The sequence below is a fragment of the Pseudonocardia sp. ICBG601 genome (assembly GCF_020496245.1).
The window spans coordinates 23,918-40,815 of the sequence record NZ_JAHLJA010000178.1 but is presented as its reverse complement, the minus strand read 5'-3'; the positions used below and the strand labels follow the sequence as shown (position 1 = coordinate 40,815).

The 16,898-nt window shown below is 70.6% G+C and carries 18 protein-coding genes, 1 tRNA gene and 3 pseudogenes; 8 read left to right on the top strand and 14 right to left on the bottom strand.

The features are described 5' to 3' along the window. The first annotated feature begins 28 nt into the window (after window positions 1-28). Genes KPL57_RS57660 through KPL57_RS57650 form a run of 3 tightly spaced genes read left to right on the top strand, consistent with a single transcriptional unit; the run spans window position 29 to window position 2,177 of the window. Entirely contained in the window at window positions 29-1,003 is a 975-nt protein-coding gene (locus tag KPL57_RS57660; protein WP_226358562.1) for a sugar kinase, read from the top strand. Next, window positions 1,000-1,764: an IclR family transcriptional regulator gene (locus KPL57_RS57655; RefSeq protein WP_226358561.1), complete on the top strand. Its 765-nt coding sequence runs from the start codon at window positions 1,000-1,002 to the stop codon at window positions 1,762-1,764. Before KPL57_RS57660 ends, KPL57_RS57655 begins: the two co-directional genes overlap by 4 nt. Next, on the top strand, window positions 1,761-2,177 hold the full coding sequence (locus KPL57_RS57650; RefSeq protein ID WP_075308339.1) for a RidA family protein: 417 nt from the start codon (window positions 1,761-1,763) through the stop codon (window positions 2,175-2,177). Before KPL57_RS57655 ends, KPL57_RS57650 begins: the two co-directional genes overlap by 4 nt. 154 nt (window positions 2,178-2,331) lie before the next feature. On the opposite strand, the gene KPL57_RS57645 is transcribed toward KPL57_RS57650, so the two are convergent. The 5 genes from KPL57_RS57645 to KPL57_RS57625 all read right to left on the bottom strand — a co-directional run bounded on the left by KPL57_RS57645 (window position 2,332) and on the right by KPL57_RS57625 (window position 6,521). Beyond that, window positions 2,332-2,601: a DUF2277 domain-containing protein gene (locus tag KPL57_RS57645; RefSeq protein WP_020623858.1), complete on the bottom strand. Its 270-nt coding sequence runs from the start codon at window positions 2,599-2,601 to the stop codon at window positions 2,332-2,334. A gap of 70 nt (window positions 2,602-2,671) precedes the next feature. After that, entirely contained in the window at window positions 2,672-3,697 is a 1,026-nt protein-coding gene (locus KPL57_RS57640; protein ID WP_060713297.1) for an NAD(P)-dependent oxidoreductase, read from the bottom strand. A gap of 30 nt (window positions 3,698-3,727) precedes the next feature. Continuing rightward, window positions 3,728-4,402 carry a PIG-L deacetylase family protein gene (locus tag KPL57_RS57635; protein ID WP_226358560.1) on the bottom strand — a complete coding sequence of 225 codons (675 nt, stop codon included), beginning with the start codon at window positions 4,400-4,402 and terminating at the stop codon, window positions 3,728-3,730. Between the two features lie 57 nt (window positions 4,403-4,459). After that, the gene (locus tag KPL57_RS57630; protein WP_226358559.1) at window positions 4,460-5,299 is read right to left on the bottom strand and encodes a sugar phosphate nucleotidyltransferase; all 840 of its coding nucleotides are present in this window, start codon (window positions 5,297-5,299) and stop codon (window positions 4,460-4,462) included. A gap of 1 nt (window position 5,300) precedes the next feature. Continuing rightward, window positions 5,301-6,521: a class I SAM-dependent methyltransferase gene (locus tag KPL57_RS57625; RefSeq protein ID WP_226358558.1), complete on the bottom strand. Its 1,221-nt coding sequence runs from the start codon at window positions 6,519-6,521 to the stop codon at window positions 5,301-5,303. Between the two features lie 215 nt (window positions 6,522-6,736). On the opposite strand from KPL57_RS57625, the gene KPL57_RS57620 reads away from it, so the two are divergent. Further along, window positions 6,737-6,807, top strand: a tRNA-Gln gene (locus KPL57_RS57620). 80 nt (window positions 6,808-6,887) lie between these two features. Here the strand turns inward: KPL57_RS57620 and KPL57_RS57615 are convergent. After that, window positions 6,888-7,571, bottom strand: coding sequence for a site-specific integrase (locus tag KPL57_RS57615; protein WP_226358598.1), 684 nt, complete (start codon window positions 7,569-7,571; stop codon window positions 6,888-6,890). Here KPL57_RS57615 and KPL57_RS57610 point away from each other — a divergent pair. Then, window positions 7,512-8,430 (top strand): annotated as a pseudogene (locus KPL57_RS57610) (IS5 family transposase). The gene KPL57_RS57615 and the pseudogene KPL57_RS57610 sit on opposite strands and share 60 nt — an antisense overlap. Here KPL57_RS57610 and xerC read toward each other — a convergent pair. The 7 genes and pseudogenes from xerC to KPL57_RS57575 all read right to left on the bottom strand — a co-directional run bounded on the left by xerC (window position 8,335) and on the right by KPL57_RS57575 (window position 12,881). Further along, window positions 8,335-8,979 (bottom strand): tyrosine recombinase XerC, encoded by a 645-nt coding sequence (gene xerC, locus KPL57_RS57605; protein ID WP_226358557.1) that lies wholly within the window; start codon window positions 8,977-8,979, stop codon window positions 8,335-8,337. The pseudogene KPL57_RS57610 and the gene xerC overlap by 96 nt on opposite strands. Further along, a complete protein-coding gene (locus KPL57_RS57600; RefSeq protein ID WP_062404163.1) occupies window positions 8,979-9,167 on the bottom strand; it encodes an excisionase family DNA-binding protein in 189 nt (62 codons plus the stop codon). The genes xerC and KPL57_RS57600 overlap by 1 nt, the downstream gene beginning before the upstream one ends. Continuing rightward, a pseudogene (locus KPL57_RS57595) lies at window positions 9,167-10,529 on the bottom strand (replication initiator). The gene KPL57_RS57600 and the pseudogene KPL57_RS57595 overlap by 1 nt, the downstream one beginning before the upstream one ends. A 99-nt stretch (window positions 10,530-10,628) precedes the next feature. Next, complete coding sequence (locus KPL57_RS57590) at window positions 10,629-11,063, bottom strand: hypothetical protein (RefSeq protein ID WP_226358556.1); 435 nt, start codon at window positions 11,061-11,063, stop codon at window positions 10,629-10,631. Further along, entirely contained in the window at window positions 11,060-11,293 is a 234-nt protein-coding gene (locus KPL57_RS57585) for a hypothetical protein (RefSeq protein ID WP_226358555.1), read from the bottom strand. Before KPL57_RS57585 ends, KPL57_RS57590 begins: the two co-directional genes overlap by 4 nt. After that, entirely contained in the window at window positions 11,290-11,505 is a 216-nt protein-coding gene (locus KPL57_RS57580; protein WP_226358554.1) for a hypothetical protein, read from the bottom strand. The genes KPL57_RS57585 and KPL57_RS57580 overlap by 4 nt, the downstream gene beginning before the upstream one ends. Then, entirely contained in the window at window positions 11,505-12,881 is a 1,377-nt protein-coding gene (locus KPL57_RS57575) for an FtsK/SpoIIIE domain-containing protein (protein ID WP_226358553.1), read from the bottom strand. The genes KPL57_RS57580 and KPL57_RS57575 overlap by 1 nt, the downstream gene beginning before the upstream one ends. 154 nt (window positions 12,882-13,035) lie before the next feature. Here KPL57_RS57575 and KPL57_RS57570 point away from each other — a divergent pair, with 154 nt between their 5' ends. Next, window positions 13,036-14,259: an ISAs1 family transposase gene (locus KPL57_RS57570; protein WP_226350739.1), complete on the top strand. Its 1,224-nt coding sequence runs from the start codon at window positions 13,036-13,038 to the stop codon at window positions 14,257-14,259. A 21-nt stretch (window positions 14,260-14,280) separates the two neighbouring features. On the opposite strand, the pseudogene KPL57_RS57565 reads toward KPL57_RS57570, so the two are convergent. Beyond that, window positions 14,281-14,638, bottom strand: a pseudogene (locus KPL57_RS57565) (hypothetical protein); the annotation flags it as partial. 118 nt (window positions 14,639-14,756) lie between these two features. Between KPL57_RS57565 and KPL57_RS57560 the strand changes: the two are divergent. Continuing rightward, the gene (locus KPL57_RS57560; protein ID WP_226358552.1) at window positions 14,757-15,596 is read left to right on the top strand and encodes a hypothetical protein; all 840 of its coding nucleotides are present in this window, start codon (window positions 14,757-14,759) and stop codon (window positions 15,594-15,596) included. Continuing rightward, window positions 15,593-16,399 (top strand): hypothetical protein, encoded by an 807-nt coding sequence (locus KPL57_RS57555; protein WP_226358551.1) that lies wholly within the window; start codon window positions 15,593-15,595, stop codon window positions 16,397-16,399. Before KPL57_RS57560 ends, KPL57_RS57555 begins: the two co-directional genes overlap by 4 nt. Window positions 16,400-16,898: the final 499 nt, after the last annotated feature.

The window sequence follows — 16,898 nt, the reverse complement described above, 5'->3', positions numbered from 1 at the left end:
GTCAACGACGGCGGAGGAGAACCCAGCAGTGGACATCCCGGACCGGAGCGCCGTGGTGTGCTTCGGCGAGGCCCTCGCCCTGGTCCCCGACGCGGCCGCCGTCGACGACCCACGGGCCCCCGCACAGGCCGCGGGCGCGGAGGTCAACGTCGCGCTCGACCTGGCCGCCGCCGGAGTCACGGTGGCATGGGTCGGTCGCCTCGGCGCCGACCCGCACGGCGACCTGGTGGCGCGCACGCTCGCCGCCGCCGGGGTCGACACCGGCGGGATCGGCGTCGACCCGGACCACCCGACCGGCCGCTACGCCAAGTCCCCCGGCCCCGACGGCAGCACCGTCATGACCTACCGGCGGGCCGGGTCGGCGGCCTCGGCGACCGGCCCCGAGCTGCTGGAGACGCCCGCGGTGCGCGACCGGATCGCCGACGCGGACTGGGTGCACGTCGGCGGGATCACCGCGGCCGTGTCGCCGTCCTGTGCCGCGACGCTGGAGACGCTGCTGGCCCACCCGCGCCGGTACCGGGTGTCGTTCGACGTGAACTGGCGCGAGCAGATGTGGCCCGACGGCGACCCCGCCCCGGTGGTCGCGCTGGCCGGCCGGGCCGACGTCGTCCTGGTCGGCGCGGACGAGGCGCAACGGGTGTTCGGCACCGACGACCCGGCGCGGCTGCGCGCACTGCTGCCCGATCCGGAGCTGGTCGTGGTCAAGGACGGTCCTCGGCGCGCGCTGGCCGTGCACCGCGACGGCGCGGTCACCGAGCGCGCGGCGCTGGTCGTCGACGTCGTCGAGCCGGTGGGGGCGGGCGACGCGTTCGCCGCCGGTCTGCTCACCGGCCTGGTCCGCGGCGAGGACGTGGGCCGCCGCCTGCGCCGCGGCCACCTCGGCGCCGCCGCGGTGCTCGTCGTCCCCGGGGACTCCGCCGCTCCGCTGCCCGAGCATCTGCTCGACCTCGACGACGACGCCTGGGCGGCCCTGCGCGTGACCGCCGACCGGTGGGCCGGGTGAGCACCAGCCTGACCAAGGCGCTGCGGATCCTGGTGCTCCTCGGCGAGGGCCCGGCCTCGCTCGACGAGCTCGCCACGGCGCTCGAGGTGCACAAGACGACCGTCCTGCGCCTGCTGCGCACCCTGGCCGACGAGCACTTCGTGCACCGCGACGACCACCACCGCTACCGGCTCGGCTCGCGGCTGTTCGAGCTGTCCTCGCGCGGGCTGGACCAGCGCGAGGTGCGCACGGTCGCCGCACCGCACCTGCAGGCGTTCAACCGGGCCCACGGCCACACCGTGCACCTGTCCGAGCGCGACGGCGACGAGATCGTCTACATCGACAAGCTGGAGTCCCTCGACAACGTGCGCATGGCGTCGCGGGTCGGTCTGCGCGGACCCGTGCACTCCACCGCCGCCGGGAAGGTGCTGCTCGCCGACCTGTCCGCCGCCGAGCGGAACCGGGTGCTCGACGAGATCGACTTCCCCACCCGCACCCCGAACACGATCACCGACCGCGAGACCTACCTGGCCGAACTCGCCCGCGTGCGCGAGCAGGGCTGGGCGCAGGACCGCGAGGAGAACGAGGCCTCGATCAACTGCATCGGGGCGCCGGTCCGCGGACCGGCCGGAACCGTCGTCGCGGCGGTGTCGGTGTCCGTACCGACCATCGTCGCCGGCTACGACCAGCTGATGGAGCTGGTCCCGTCACTGCTGGCCGTCACCGGGACGATCTCCCGCGACCTCGGCTGGCGCCCGACCCGAGAGGAACCCCCCGTATGAGCACGACCGCCGACGGCGCCGTCTCCACCCCCGACGCGCCCGCGCCGGCGCACACCTTCAGCCAGGGCGTCCGCCGGGGCGGGCTGCTGCAGGTCTCCGGCCAGGGCCCGATGGACCCGGCCACGAAGCAGTACATCGCGCCCGGCGACGTGCACGCCCAGACCTTGCGCACCCTGGAGAACGTCCGTGCCATCCTGGAGGCGGGCGGCGCGTCCGTCGGCGACGTCCTGATGTTCCGGGTGTACCTCACCGAGCGGGAGCACTTCACCGCGATGAACGAGGCCTACGGCGAGTTCGTCTCCCGCTACGTCCCGGAGGGCGCCGCGCTCCCCGCGCGGACGACGGTCTTCGTGGGCCTGCCCCACGCCGAGATGCTGGTGGAGATCGACGCCCTGGCCGCTCCCGCCGCGTAGTGCTCGTCGAGACGCACGTTCTCGCCCCCGGCAGGGCGGAAACGTGCGTCTCGCGTGCGTCGAGCGTTGCGAACCCGTGCCGACGACCACGGGAACACGACGGCCGGCGTGGTCGTGCCCCAGAGACGGGCCTGCTGCTCGACCTCGCGCTGGATCAGCGCGCGTAGCGCAGCTCCGCCCGCGCCCGGGCCTTCGCCGCCTCCACCTCGCGGTCTTTCGGCGGGGCGCTGGTGGTGAGCCCGTCGAGCAGCTCCCTGGTCGCCTCGGCGACGGCGGCGACCGCCTTCTCGAACGCCTCGGCGTTGGCCTGCGAGGGCTTCGCCGCCCCCGAGATCTTGCGGACGTACTGCAGCGCGGCGGCATCCACCTCGTCGGGCGTGGCCGGCGGCTCGAAGTTGTGCAGGGTCCGGATGTTGCGGCACATGGCTCCCCCTGGAGACGTCGACGGCCCGCCCCGCGACCGTAGCGCGGAACGGGCCGTCGGCCGAGCGGTCCTACTTCACGACGTGCATCGACCCGTCGAGCTCCCCCGCCGCCTGACGGCGGTTGAGCACCGCGAGCCGGGTGAAGGAGTTGTCGAACGCGTCCTGGGTGAGTCCGCGGTTCCGGTACTCGGTGGCGAGCTGCTCCGCACCGGCCGGGATCGTCCAGGACGCCTCGAAGCCGAGCTCCTTGCGGGCCCGGGCGAAGTCGACCCGGTAGCTGCGCGGGTCGTTGCCGGCCTCGCCGGTGATGTTGAGCGTCGAGCCGGGGACGGCGTCGATCACGGCCTGCGCGATCTCGGCGACGGTCCGGTTGTTCCGCTCGGTGCCGACGTTGTAGGCCCGGGCCCGGACGACGTCCGCCGGAGCCGCCAGCGCGGCGACCACGGCGCCGGCGATGTCCTCGGCGTGCGCCAGCGGGCGCCACGGGGTGCCGTCGGAGAGCACCGTGACCTCGTTCGTCAGGATCGCGCGGCCGACCAGGTTGTTCAGCACGATGTCGGCGCGCAGCCGCGGCGAGAACCCGAACGCGGTCGCGTTGCGCATCGAGACCGGCACGAAGTCGGCGTCGGCGAGCTCGGCCAGGTCGTCCTCGACGCGGACCTTGGAGATCGCGTACGGGGTGACCGGCTTGAGCGGGGCGTCCTCGTCGACGAGGTCGTCGCCGGACTGGGCGCCGTAGACCGAGCAGGTGGAGGCGTAGACGAAGCGGCCGACGCCGGCCTCCTTCGACAGCCGGGCCAGCCGGGTCGACGCGTGGTGGTTGATGTCGTAGGTGATCTCCGGCGCGAGCGAGCCCAGCGGGTCGTTCGACAGCGCGGCCATGTGGACGACGGCGTCGAACCCGGAGAGCTGCTCCACGGTCACGTCACGGAGGTCGGTGCTGAAGCCCTCGACGTCGGGGGTGTCCAGCGAACCCAGCACGCAGTCGGCGAACAGCCCGGAGTCCAGGCCGGTCACCTCGTGACCCGCGGCCGCCAGCAGGGGCGCCATCACGGTCCCGAGGTAGCCCTGGTGCCCGGTGAGCAGTACGCGCATGTATGTCCCTTTCTCGGAGTGTGTGCGGGGTCAGAAGCCGCCGGGTTCGGAGCCGACCATCGGCGCCGGCGACAGCGTCAGCTTCTGGACGTGGAAGCCCTCGGCGTAGCGGGCGTGGCACTGCACGCCACGCACCCTGGCCAGGCCGCGGAAGGTCTCGTCGTCGAACCAGGTCCGGTCGCGCTGGCTGCCGTAGTGCTCGTGGAGCTTGGCGATCTTCTCGGTGAGCACCGGCTCCGACAGCGGGAGGAAGACCGTCGGCTGGGCGAGGTCACCCTCCCACTTGAGGATCTCGTAGCCGAGCGTCAGGTGGTCGCGGAACGCGGTCGGGATCATCTGCGACAGCGTCCGGTGGTCCTGGTGGGCGTCGTGCGGCGACGGGCCGATCACCAGGTCCGGCTCGCTGCGGCTGCGCAGGTCCTCCAGCGCCATCTTCGCCCGCTCCCAGTGCTGCGGGACGCGGCCGACGGGCAGGTCCATGACGATGACGTCGAGGTGCGCGCCGGGGGTGAACGCGGCCAGCGCGGCCCGCTCCTCCTCCTCGCGCAGCGACCCCGCACCGGTCAGGACCAGCGCGGTGACGTGCACACCCGGGTAGGCACGGCACAGCTCCAGGAGCATCCCGCCGGCCCCGATCGGGATGTCGTCACAGTGGGCGCCGAGCAGCAGGATGCGGTCCAACCGCTCGGGCAGCAGGTTCAGCACGGTCTCTCGTTCCCCCCGGAGTTCCGCGAGCAGTGGTCGTTCGTACCGACGTCTCGCTCAGTCGCGCTGGTGGCTGCTGCGGTGCATCTGGGCGATGGCTGCCTGCAGCGGGTCCTGGTCGGCCTCGTGGGACTCCCACAGCATCCACGGCCGCGCACCGCTCTGGTACGCCGCCTCCAGCGCGTTGCGCTCCTTGACGGTGTCGGCGGGCTGCCAGAAGCCGCGGTGCCGGTAGGCCGACATGCGGCCCTTGCGCGCGAGCGGGGCGGCGGCGTCGGCGATCAGGTCGCAGTCCTTCTCCAGGTAGTCGAAGACCTCCGGCCGGAACATGAGATAGCCGCCGTTCTCCCAGATCGGCATCTCCTGCAGCGTGGTGATCGACTCGAGCCTGCCGTTGTCGTCGACGTCGACGCAGTGGAACGCCGACTGCGGCGGCACCGCCATCAGCTGCCCGACGGCGTCGGTGCCGGCGAACTGCTCGACCATCCGGTCCAGCGGGGCGTCGGTGAGGACGTCGGCGTAGTTCGCGTGGAACATCTCCTCGTCCTTGACCAGCGCCTTCACCCGGCGCAGGCGCTCACCGATCGGCGAGTCCAGACCGGTGTGGACGAACGTGATGTTCCAGTCCTGGACGTCGCTGCCCATGAGCTCGACCTCGCCCTGGTGCAGCACGAAGTCGTTGGACTCGGTCTCGTCGTAGTGGAGGAAGTAGTTCTTGATGTGGTGCGCGCCGTAGCCCAGGCACAGGACGAAGTCCGTGTAGCCGAAGTGGGCGTAGTAGCGCATCACGTGCCAGATCAGCGGCCGCGGGCCCACCGGGTGCATCGGCTTCGGGAGGTCGGAGGCGCCGTCACGCATCCGCATGCCGTAGCCACCGCAGAACAGGACGACCTTCACGTCAGACCACCTCGAGCGACGGGATCGGGAAGACCAGCGTGCCGCCCCACTCACGGACGTAGGACAGCTGCTCGATCAGCTCGGTGCGCAGGTTCCAGGGCAGGATCAGGACGTGGTCGGGGCGGTCCTGCGCGATCCGCTCCGGGGCAGAGATCGGAATCCGGGTCCCCGGCGTTAGCCGCCCGTGCTTGTACGGGTTGCGGTCGACGGTGTACTCGAGCAGGTCGGGCCGGATGCCGCAGTAGTTGAGCAGGGTGTTCCCCTTGCCCGGGGCGCCGTAGCCGACGACGCGCTTGCCCTGGCGGCGGGCGTCGATGAGGAAGGCGACGAGGTCGTCGCGGATGGTGGAGACGGCCTCGGCGAACCCGTCGTGGCCCTCCGGCGTGTGCAGCCCGGCCGCCGCCTCGGCGGCCAGGACCTCGCGGACCTTCGCGCTCGGCTCGCCGGCGATCTCGGTCGGGCGCGCCCACATGCGGATCGAGCCGCCGTGGGTGTCGAGCAGCTCGACGTCGACCAGGGCCAGCCTGCCCGCGGCGAGCGCCCGCTGCCCGGTGAGCAGCGTGTAGTACTGGAAGTGCTCGTGGTAGATCGTGTCGAACTGCTTGCGCTCGACGAGCGTGAGCAGGTGCTGGACCTCGATGGAGACCCAGCCGTCGTCGGCGACCATGGCGCGCAGGCCCTGCGCGAAGCCGACGACGTCGGGGATGTGGGCGAACACGTTGTTGCCGCAGACCAGGTTGGCCGGGCCGTGCTCGGCACGCACCCGGGCGCCGGTCTCCGGGGTGAGGAACGCGGTGAGCGTCGGCACGCCCTTCTCCCGGGCGGCCTCCCCGACGTTCACGCTCGGCTCGACCCCCAGGCAGCGGATGCCCTTCGCGACGACGTGCTGCAGCAGGTAGCCGTCGTTCGACGCGACCTCGACGACGAACGAACCCGAGTCCAGCCCGGCCCGCTGCTGCGCGGAGTCGACGAAGCGCCGGGCGTGCTCCACCCACGACGAGCTGAACGAGGAGAAGTACGCGTACTCGGAGAACGTCTCCTCCGGGCTGATCTCCGGCGGCAGCTGGGCGAGCAGACACGAGTTGCACACCCGCACGTGCAGCGGGAAGGTTTGCTCGGGCTGCTGTGCCGTCTCCTCGGTGAGGAACAGCTCGCAGGGCGGCGTCGCACCCAGGTCGCAGAAGCTGCGCAGGTCGGTCGTGCCGCAGAGGCGGCACGTCAACGCGGTTCCGGACCCGATCGACGACGTTGTCCCGGAAGCATCCGTGTTCAGCACGCAGCGAGTCTGACAACTCGACGCGCGGGCGGCACGCCCGGGGTGAATGTCACCCATTCGTGGGTGTTTGTCCGTGATCAGGACCACCTGCGCGCGGCGCGCGGGGCGGGTGCGCTGCGAGGACGCCGTCGCCCACGTGTCACGATGGCGGGGCCCCACGATCCGCCGTGGTGTAACGGCAGCACCTCGGATTTTGGTTCCGATGGTCCAGGTTCGAATCCTGGCGGCGGAGCAAGCCGCTGACATGCGAAACGGCCCGGCAGGGTCTCCCCCGTCCGGGCCGCGGTCCGCCCCTGACATCCGGTTCTGACATCAACCGCCCTCGCCGAACAGGCCGTCCATCCGCGAGGCCATCCGGCGCTTCGAGTCGTCGAGGACGTGGGCGTAGGTGTTCATCGTGATGCCGATCGAGCTGTGTCCCAGCAGCTCCATGACCTCCCGGTCCGACGCACCCTCCGCCAGCAGCAGGGTCGCGCAGGTGTGCCGGAGGTCGTGCACGCGCGAGTGCGGCACCTCCGCCTTGGTCAGCAGCCGGTCGAACGCCCGGTTCACCGAGCGGGGGTCCACGGGCTGGCCGGACGTCGACACGAAGACCAGGTCCTTGGGCTGACCGGCCACCCGACGCTGCTCACCGGCAGCCCTCCCCCGGTTGATGTCGGGCTGCCGACGCAGGGCCGCCACGCACACGGACGGCAACGTAAGGACACGCCGCGACCGGGCGCTCTTGGGCTCACCGAAGACGAACACGCCGTCGAGCTTCTGCACCGTGCGCCGGACCCGTAGCGTTCCCGCGTCCAGGTCGACATCCGACCAGCACAGCCCCAGCACCTCGCCGCGCCGCAGGCCGGTCGTCAGCAGGATCAGCCAGAGCGCCGCGAGCCAGTGGGTGTTGGCGACCCGCAGGAACTTCCGCGCGACCTCAGAGCGTGTTTGGAAATGGTGGGTGTGTCGGGATGGTCGACACGGCTGGGGTGCTCCATCGTGGTCGGCATGCAGGAACGACCGCGCCGGTACCCCTCGGACACCAGTGATGCCCAGTGGGTGGTGATCGAGCCGTTGTTACCGCCGCTCGCGCGGCGGGGGCGGCCTGTTGCTCATGCTCGTCGGGACGTGCTGGACGCGATCTTGTATGTCGTGCGGACCGGGTGTGCCTGGCGGGCGTTGCCGGTGGACTTCCCGCCCTGGCAGACCGTCTACTGGTACTTCAACCAGTGGGAACAGCAGAAGGTCACCGAGAAGATCCTCCCGGTCGTGCGGGGGCAGTTACGTATCGCCGAGGGCCGTGATCCGGAGCCGAGTGCGGGGATCATCGATTCCCAGTCGGTCAAGGGCGCCGACACCGTCGGCCAGGACTCCCGCGGCTACGACGCCGGGAAGAAGACAGGCGGACGGAAACGGTTCATCGTGACCGACACCCTCGGTCTGCTGCTGACCACGATGGTGTGCTCGGCCTCGGTACAGGACCGCGACGGCGCCAAGCCGATCCTGCTCAACCTCTACCTGCGCACCAGGGTGCGGTTCGTCTACGCCGACGCCGGCTTCGCCGGGCGACTGCTCGACTGGGCCGCCACGATCCTGCAGACAACGATCGAGATCATCCGCAAGCCACCCGAGCAGCGCGGATTCACCGTCCTCCCACGAAGGTGGGTGGTCGAACGGACCCTGGCCTGGCTCACCGCACACCGACGCCTGGCCCGAGACTACGAACGCCACCCCACCACATCCGAAGCCATGATCCGCTGGGCCGCGATCAACACCATCACCCGCCGCATCGCCCGTGGATACCCCGCCACCCGCCAGCAGAAACACACGACACCCTCAACCCACTAGAATTTCCAAACACGCTCTCAGGTGAGAGCGGCGTGATCTCCGGCGGGGTCGCCCGCGGCGGGCTGACCAGCTTGGCGACGTTGCGGCCGATCAGCTCGTCCCGGACGGCGTGTTGCAGCGCGCTGCGCAGCACGGCGTGGATGAACTGGATCGTCCGAGGCGAGAGCACACGGCCGCTCTTGCCCTTGGTCCGTGCGAGCGTGGCCATCAGGCCGCGGACGTCGGACGGGCTGAGCCGGTTGAGCTTCTTCCGGCCGAGGTGCGGGGTGATGTAGTCCCTGACCAGAACCCGGTACCGGGCGAAGGTCGACGGGCGCAGGTCGTGCACCGCGATGTGGTCCAGCCAGTACGTCAGGTACTCGTCCAGCCGCATCGCCGAGGACTCCGACGGGACCCCCTTGCGGTTGTTGTCCAGCAGCTCCAGCCGCTTGTCGTTGGCCTCGTCCCAGGTCCGGCCGTAGACGAACTTCCGGCGACGTTGTCCCGTCGGGGTGAGGACGTACACCGCGGCCTGGTAGCGCCCGTCCGAGCGCTTGACCACGGTGCCCATGCCGTTGCGCTCGCGGCCGGCCATCAGGACGCCTCCCGGCTCTCCTGGACCAGCCGGAGGGCGTACTCGTGCACGGCGCTCACCGGGATGCGACGCAGCTTCCCGATCTTCACCGAGTCGATCTCCCCGGCGATGATCAGGTCGAAGACCTTCGAGCGGCCGACGTGCAGCGCCTCCGCCACCTCCTGGACGGTCAGCAGCACGCGTTCCATCACGCCCCCTCCCCCGCTCGTGTCGTCCGGCTCTGCCTCTGCTCGCGTCGTCGTTCGGCGATGCCGAGTGCGATCTCCCGTTCGGCGTCGTTGCGGTGGCCGATGTGCACGACGGCCCAGTCGTTGACCACTAGCACCGCATCCGCGTCGGTGGGGGTGTCGAGGGCGGCGAGGGTTTCGCCGAGGCGGTAGGTGCGCCGGTCGCCGCGGATCGCGCCGAAGGTCGTGGAGTAGGCGCGGGATTTGGTGAGGAAGTGGCCGCGGAACCCGAGCATGTGCGCCCACCGGCGCAGGTTCAGCCCCTCGTACTCCTCCCGGCCGCCGAGCTCCCACGCCGTCTCGATCAGGCGCCGGTGGTGCGCTGTGATGTCGAGGTGCTTCACGTGCGCGATGTCGCGGATCGGTCGGTCGGTGGCCTCGGACTTGCCGGTGCCCTTGGTGGCGTACTTGGCGACGTAGGAGGCCAGGGCTGAGTCGGTGATCTCGCCGGCGTCGTTCTCCAGCGCGGCCGCGGTCGTGCTGGTGATGGGGCGGATGTCGACCTGCGTGCCCCACGCGAGCACCTGCCGGGTGCCGTCGGGCCGGTCGACGGTGAGCGACACGTCGTGTGCTGCGTCCCGGATGGCCGCGTGGAGCGCGTCGGCGGTGATCCCGGCTGGTGGTGCGGTCCAGGGGCCGTCGGGGCCGTCGAGGCGGACGACGGCGTGGAAGTGGACCAGTCCGCGGCGTTGGTACTCGGCGACCTTGGCGTAGGACAGCCGGGCGTGATCCCGGAAGTCGCGGACCCGGACGCCGAGGACCTGGGCGAGCAGGCGGCGGAGGCGGATGGCGAAGCGGTTCCACAGGACTCCGGAGTGGGCCTGCCAGAGCACGGCGCCGATGTAGTCGTGGGTGTCGGGGTCGAGGGCGCAGCCGATGCGGGGGGTCGTCGCGGTGGTGCTTGTCGCCGCAGCGGCAGGGGATGACGAGGCCGCGGGCGGTGACCCGGCGGGTGTGGACCGGCCCGAACGAGGGCGCGGTCAGCGTGACGAACAGCCGCGGGTGCGCTGCCGCGGTGTCGGGGACGCCCTTTCCGCCGGCCATTCCGGAGCGCAGGAGGTGGTAGGCGTCGGAGGCGTAGCGGTCCGAGCACGCCGGGCACACCGACGCCCGTCGGTTGCCGCACGGGGCGAGGATCTCGCCTTCCCGCTCGGCCAAAACGGTGCCGGTGGCCCGGTCGTAGATGCGGGATGAGCCGGTGAGGTGGATGGGGGCGGCGCATCCGCCGATGGCGGTGACCTCCCGGCGCCAGGTCTGGAAGTTCTCCGAGCGCAGCAGGTGGGACAGGTCGTGGTCGTGTGGGGTGCTGGTGGCAGCCGTCATCACGGCACCCCTCCGAGGGACGAGTGAGTGGGTGTGGGGTGGCGCCGGCCCCGCCGGGAGCTGGACTCACAACGGCGGAGCCGGGCCGGATCACCGGGGTCAGCGGCGGTGGAGGCGGTGTTCGTGCTCGATCTCGACCGGGCCGGGTGTGTAGCCGTGGTAGCGGGCCAGAAGGCGGGCGGCGGCCCGGTAGCTGGAGGCGTGGCCGACGAGTGCGCCGTGGTCGTTCTCGACCCGGTAGCGGCCGCCATCGCGCAGCACAGTCCCGCCCTGCCCGGTCGTGCCCAGGCAGACCAGCGCCTTACCGGGCTCGACCACGTCGACGCCGATCAGCCCGGTGGAGCGCTGCGGGGCCTTGGTGGGCTCTGGTGCCCGAGTGGATTCCGGGATGGGCCGCAGGTGGTCCCAGCGCGACACCATGTCCCGGGTCGCCTTGGGCACGAGCACCGAGCGAGCCGGGCCCTCGGAACCGGCGTGGTGGACGTGGTGGGTGCCGCCGAGGCGCAGGTGTCCGGTGTCGAGGAGCTGTGTCACGGTGTCCCCGTCATGCCGGGCCAGTCCATCGGCGCAGCCCGGACGGGCCGGGTCCGCCCGCAGGACCAGGCCGGTGCGCTCAATGACGAACAGGCCCGGATCCTGGGCCAGGGCGACGACCCGGGCGACCTCCCGCGGTCCTGCGTCGCGACGGGCCCGTGGTCGGTGGTCTCGATGACGGCCGGGTCCCCGAACAACGCGCCCTGCACGGTCTCGGTGTGGGCGGTCATGCCGACCACCACCAGGTGGCTCGGGCCTCCCATGACCATTCCCGGGCGAGCTGACGCACGACGTACCACTCCGCCACGGCCGCCCCGGCGAGGACGACCCAGAACCAGCCCGACGCCGACCCGAGATAGAGCCAGGTCCCGCCGACGATCAGAGCGAAGAGAAGGGTGAACCTGAGCCAGGTCCGCAGTACCCATGCGGTGGTGGTGCCCATCAGGCGGCCCCCCGCTCGGTGTCGAGGTCGATCACGTCCGCGTCCGGCGGGGGCGTGCAGCGCTGGACCAGCTCGGTGATGTCGTCGTCGGAGACGAACGCAGCCCGAAACCGGACCGGGAGGCGCGACCCCTTGTCGATGACGAACCCGATCCCCGCATGCCGGGCGTCGCCGGGGATCTCCTCGGCCAGCGCACCCCGCTCCCGAGCCCCCTCCCCGAGGACCATGTCGACGTGGGAGGCGGCGGTGACGCCGAGGCAGATCCGCTGGGTGAACAGCTCCCGCACGTCCACGACGTCCTTGGAGGGCTCCTGTAGGTAGCCGTGGACGGCGAACAGCGACGCCCGCCCCTGCGTCATCACCTCCGCCAACAGTCGCAGCGCATCCCGCACACTCGACCGGTCGCCGTAGGCGGTGAGCATGGCCATCTCGTCGATGACCAGCAGCTCTACCGGCGTCGCCGGGCTGGGGGTGCAGGCGCGGATGTTCTGGTCGCGCATGTCGTCCTGCCGGTCCCGCATCGCGTCCCGGAACTCGGTCAGCAGCTCCAGGGCGGCGGGCATGGTGGTGGCGTAGCGGTGGAACAGCGGCGCGCCCTGCTCGGTCTCCACCCCACCCTTGAGATCGACCATCCACACGCGGACGATGCCGTCGCGGATGCACGGCCCGACCCCGCGCAGGGTCGACCACAGGACTGAGCCCTTGCCTGCTCCGGAGGCGCCGGCGACCAGACGGTGTCCGCCGATGACGGGTGCGGTGAAGGGTTCGCCGCGCTCGTTGTCCCCGATCTCCACCGCACCCAGGTCCACGTCGTCGACCTGCTCGGGGATGTCCGGGGCGGGGATGGTGCGGGTGAACGGCAGCTCCCACTCGATGACGATCGCGACCACGCCCGGTCGGTGGCGGGTGATCGCGACCCGGTGCGCGATCAGGGCCTCCCAGAGGATCGAGGAGCGTTCCTGCCAGTAGGCGACGTCCTGCCCGCGGACCATGCGCACGTAGACGGTGTCGATCGATCGCGACGACGACCGGACCCGCAGCACCCGCGGGACGAGCAGGTCGCAGGTGTGGCGGTGCTCCTTCGTGAGTCCGCAGTCGGACATGAGCTGCGCCCAGCGACGGCCGCGGTAGACCGTCCAACGGCGCCAGGTCGCCCGTAGAGCCGGTGCGGCGAACCGGTCGAAGCTGGCCGGGTGGGCACGGCCCCACACCGCCACAGAGACGACCAGGACGGTCAGGAAGACCGCGGTGACAATCGGGCCGAGCATCAGCGCCAGCCCCAGGACGACCAGCGGGACGGCGACGAACCCAGGATGCCGCGCAGTCCAGGCCAGCGCCTGGAACTCCCGCCCCGGCGGCCGAGACGCACGACCCACATGGGTCCGAGCCCAGGGCCCCGGCAAAGTCGTGATGGGTGGGTCCTGAGCTGCGGTGATGTGGGGGGTGGGGGTGGGTGCGGACACAGGCTTGGCGTGATCATGAGGGTGTCGAATCCTTGCTCACGTCAGGAAGCCTGTGTCCGCAGTGTCAGTGTCTCCGATCGTTGCTGCTCTGGAAGGCCTGGAGGTCGGTCCTGACGCGGGGAGAGCCGCGCCGGTCGGTGAGGCGGCGGGGTTGTCGCTGGTGGAGGCCCTGTCGCGAGTGCCGGACCCGCGGAAACCACGCGGTGTCCGCCACGGTGTCCTCGCGGTGTTGCTACTGGGGGCGTGCGCGGTGTTGGCGGGGGCCCGGTCGTTCACCGCGATCGCCGAGTACGCCCATGACGTCGGCCGCGCCGTGCTGGACGTGCTCGGGGTGGGCGCGGTCGCTCCGCACGAGTCGACCATCCGCCGGGTCCTGCAACGGGTCGACGCCTCGGCGCTGGAGGCGGCGTTGCAGTCCTGGGTGTTGCCCCAGCTCAGCGCCCAGCCGGCCCCGGAGGGCACACCCCGGCGAGAACAGCGCCGCGTGCTGGCCTTGGACGGCAAGACCCTGCGCGGCGCCCGCGTCCGTGCCGCCGACGGCAGGGTCTGGCTCCCGCATCTGGTGTCGGTGCTCGACCAGACCAGCGGTGGCGTGCTCGGCCAGGTTCAGGTCGCAGAGAAAGGCAGCGAGATCACCGCGTTCACCGCGCTGCTCGACCCCCTCGACCTCGACGATGTACTGGTCACCGCGGACGCTCTGCACACCCAGCGAGCCCACGCCGACTACCTACACCGCCGCGGCGGGCACTACCTGATGACGATCAAAGCGAACCAGCCCACGCTGCTGGCACGGGTACGGGCGCTGCCCTGGACCCAGATCGGCGTCGCTGATCGTCAACGCGGGCGTGGGCACGGCCGCGTCGAGACCCGCACGATCAGCGTGGTCAGCCTGCACCCCTGTCCCGACCTGGGCGCAGAGTTCTTCCCCCACGCATCCCAGGCGATCAAGCTGGTGCGCCGGCGTCGCCCACTGCGGCCTGGCGGGAAGTGGAGAACCGAGACCGCCTACGCGATCACCAGCCTGACCAGCACCGACGCCGATCCAGGACTGCTCGCCCGCTGGATCCGTGGGCACTGGTCGATCGAGAATCGCCTGCACTGGGTCCGTGATGTCTGCTTCGACGAAGACCGCGCCACCGCCCACACCGGTCACGCCCCGCAGGTCATGTCGGCGTTGCGGAACCTCGCGATCACCGCGCTACGCCTGCACGGCGTCAGCAACATCGCCGCAGCACTCCGCCACCACGCCCGCGACCCCCATCGACCACTGACCACCTACAAGATCATCTAGCGACTTTGCCGGGGCCCTGGGGGTCGGGTGGGCGTGCTTGAGGCCCATCGCCTTGAACGCGATCCCCGACACCGTGCGCCCGTCGGGGGACTCGATCGAGTACGGGTTGATCTTCGGGTCGATCAACTGCACCCGGGCGTCCCTCCCCGAACCCGTCGCCAGGGTCGGTCGTCAGGGTCACCTTGATCTCCTCACCCTTCGGCGCCCGCTGCCCCGCCTGCACCTGGAGCTTCGCGAACAGCGACACCACGAACTGCGTCACCCCATCCCGATCCGTCACCGGCACCTCCGCACCGTTCGCGTCCTGACGAGTCTTGGGCGCGGGAGGCTCCACCACCGTGAGCTTGTAGCCATCGAGCACCACCGGAAGATCCCTCATCACTCCACCTCTCGTTGTTGATACCCCTAAACTTCTTCCAAGTCGGAGGACTCGTTCAGGGGGCTAAACAAGCATGGCGCTGAGCGGAGCCCTTGTCAAGGGGCCTAAACTGGCAGGCGTGGTTGATGTTGACGAGGAGTTCCACGCGCTGCGTTCGGAGCCGGATCCGGTCCGACGCGGTCGGCGTGCAACCGACTTGCTGGCTACCTACCAGCAGCGATCGGTGGAACTCGCGCGCATCCGTCGCGCCGCGGTCGAGGAGGCCCGTGACCAGCTTGGCGGCAGCTATACCGAGGTGGCCCGTGCGTTCGGCCTGACCAAGGGCCGGATCACCCAGATCCGCAACACCGCGCCTCCGCCGCATCGGGCGTTCTTCGGCGTCGGCCCGCTCGACGTCGCGCTACCCGGCCGGCGCCTGCTTGACCGGCAGGACGTCGTCATCGCCACCGAGGACGATGCCACCGGTGCCTACCTGACCGAGGAGACCGAGCGCCTGGCGTTCACCGTCGAGCGTCGCATCATCGACCCGCGGCAGGAATGGGAACCCGAGCGCGACGCCGTGGTGGTCTGCGGCCCCGCGTCAGCCCACATCGGGAACGTGCTCATGCGGCGCGACCCGCTGCTCTCGATGTCGATCGGCGACGGGGCCCGCTGGGCCATAGTCGACCACGAGACCGGCAAGCGGTTCCTGTCCCCGATGGACGATGAGCAGCCCCGCCGCGCCGATGTCGCCTACCTGGCCCGCCATGCGATGCCCTCCGGCGCTGTCGTGGTCCACATCGCCGGGATTCACGCCCTCGGGTCGGTGGGAGCGGCGCACTACCTCATGGAGCACGTGCCCGAGTTGTGGGCTGAGTTCGGTGACGACTCGTTCAGCATGGCCATCGGCGGACAGTTCCACGAGCTGAACCCCACCGGTCTGGACGTCCTGGTGCCGCCCCGACGGTGGCCGCAATGACCATCCACGGCGCGCTGCTACCGGCCGGATCACCTCCCGGGCAAGACCGGTGGACCGCAACACCGCACGGCATCGTCGTGCTCGACGGTGCCACCGCAAGCGCACCCGAGGTCCCACCGGCCGAGCGCTACGTCGACACCTTGCTCGACGCCCTGGCTAGCCGACTCGCAAGCCGCGACGAGCTGCCCGACGTCATCGCGGGGGCGATCGCCGACGCCACGAGCGCCCTCGGAATCGCGCCTGGGGGAGGGCCGTCATCGACTGTGGCCCTGCTCCGGTGGACCGAGACAACGATCGACGTGGCGGCACTTGGTGACAACACCATCGTGCTCGGACTGACCAACGGGGGAGAGGTACGCCTACGCGACGATCGCCTCTCCACCGTCGCACCAGCCGCCCGCCGCAGCTATCACGAGCGCCTACGCCACGGCCACGGCTACGACGACGGCCACCGAGATCTCCTCACCGCTATCCAGCGCAGCGAAGTTCAGGCCCGCAACACCCAGAACGGCTACTGGATCGCCGAAGCCGATCCCGACGCTGGACACCACGCCGAGACCATGCAACTGCCCAGCGGAGCTGTCTCCTGGGCTGTCATCGCCACTGACGGCGCTCAACGGGTCATCGACCATCTCGGCCTGCCCTGGGCCGAGGTCGCCACGAGCGATGGCGCCGAGATCCGGGCTCTGCTCGGCAGGCTGCACCGCTGGGAGACCGAGAACGACCCGAACGGACAGGCCCTGCCGCGAGCGAAGCCGCACGACGACAAGACCGTCGTCGTCTGGAAGCCTAACCCAGTATGACCAGCGTGCCGCGCCATTCCGTGGCCGTCGCTGGGGTCACCGTCCGCGAATACGGACGCATCCTCGTCGTGCAGTGCCGAGGCAATGAACCTTGCCGACCCGTCGTCTCGGCTGGTCAGCCGGCGTGCGAGGTGAGGTAGCCTCGTATATGTGAAGTTCTTGGCAGACGGGCGATTGACCAGCCATGTGAGCGGCTCAACGCCGAACTGAAGAGCTGGCGAATCTTACGCGATATCCGCTCCAGCCCGGCACAGCGGAGAAGCGCGTGGCCGCAGTGCAGATGCTCATGATCGCCAGCACCTGACCGAGTTGGCAACGGTTCAAAGATTGTCGAACTTGCCGCCTCCCAGACTGCCTACTCGGATCGATCCATCCGCGATAAATCTAAGCGACGACTACGCATACCGAGCATGGATTAACGGGGTCCACTACGATTGGGGCCTCCCAGAGAGGAGGGCGGCTCTTGTGGTGCATCCCCGAAGTCCTGGCGAGAAACCGG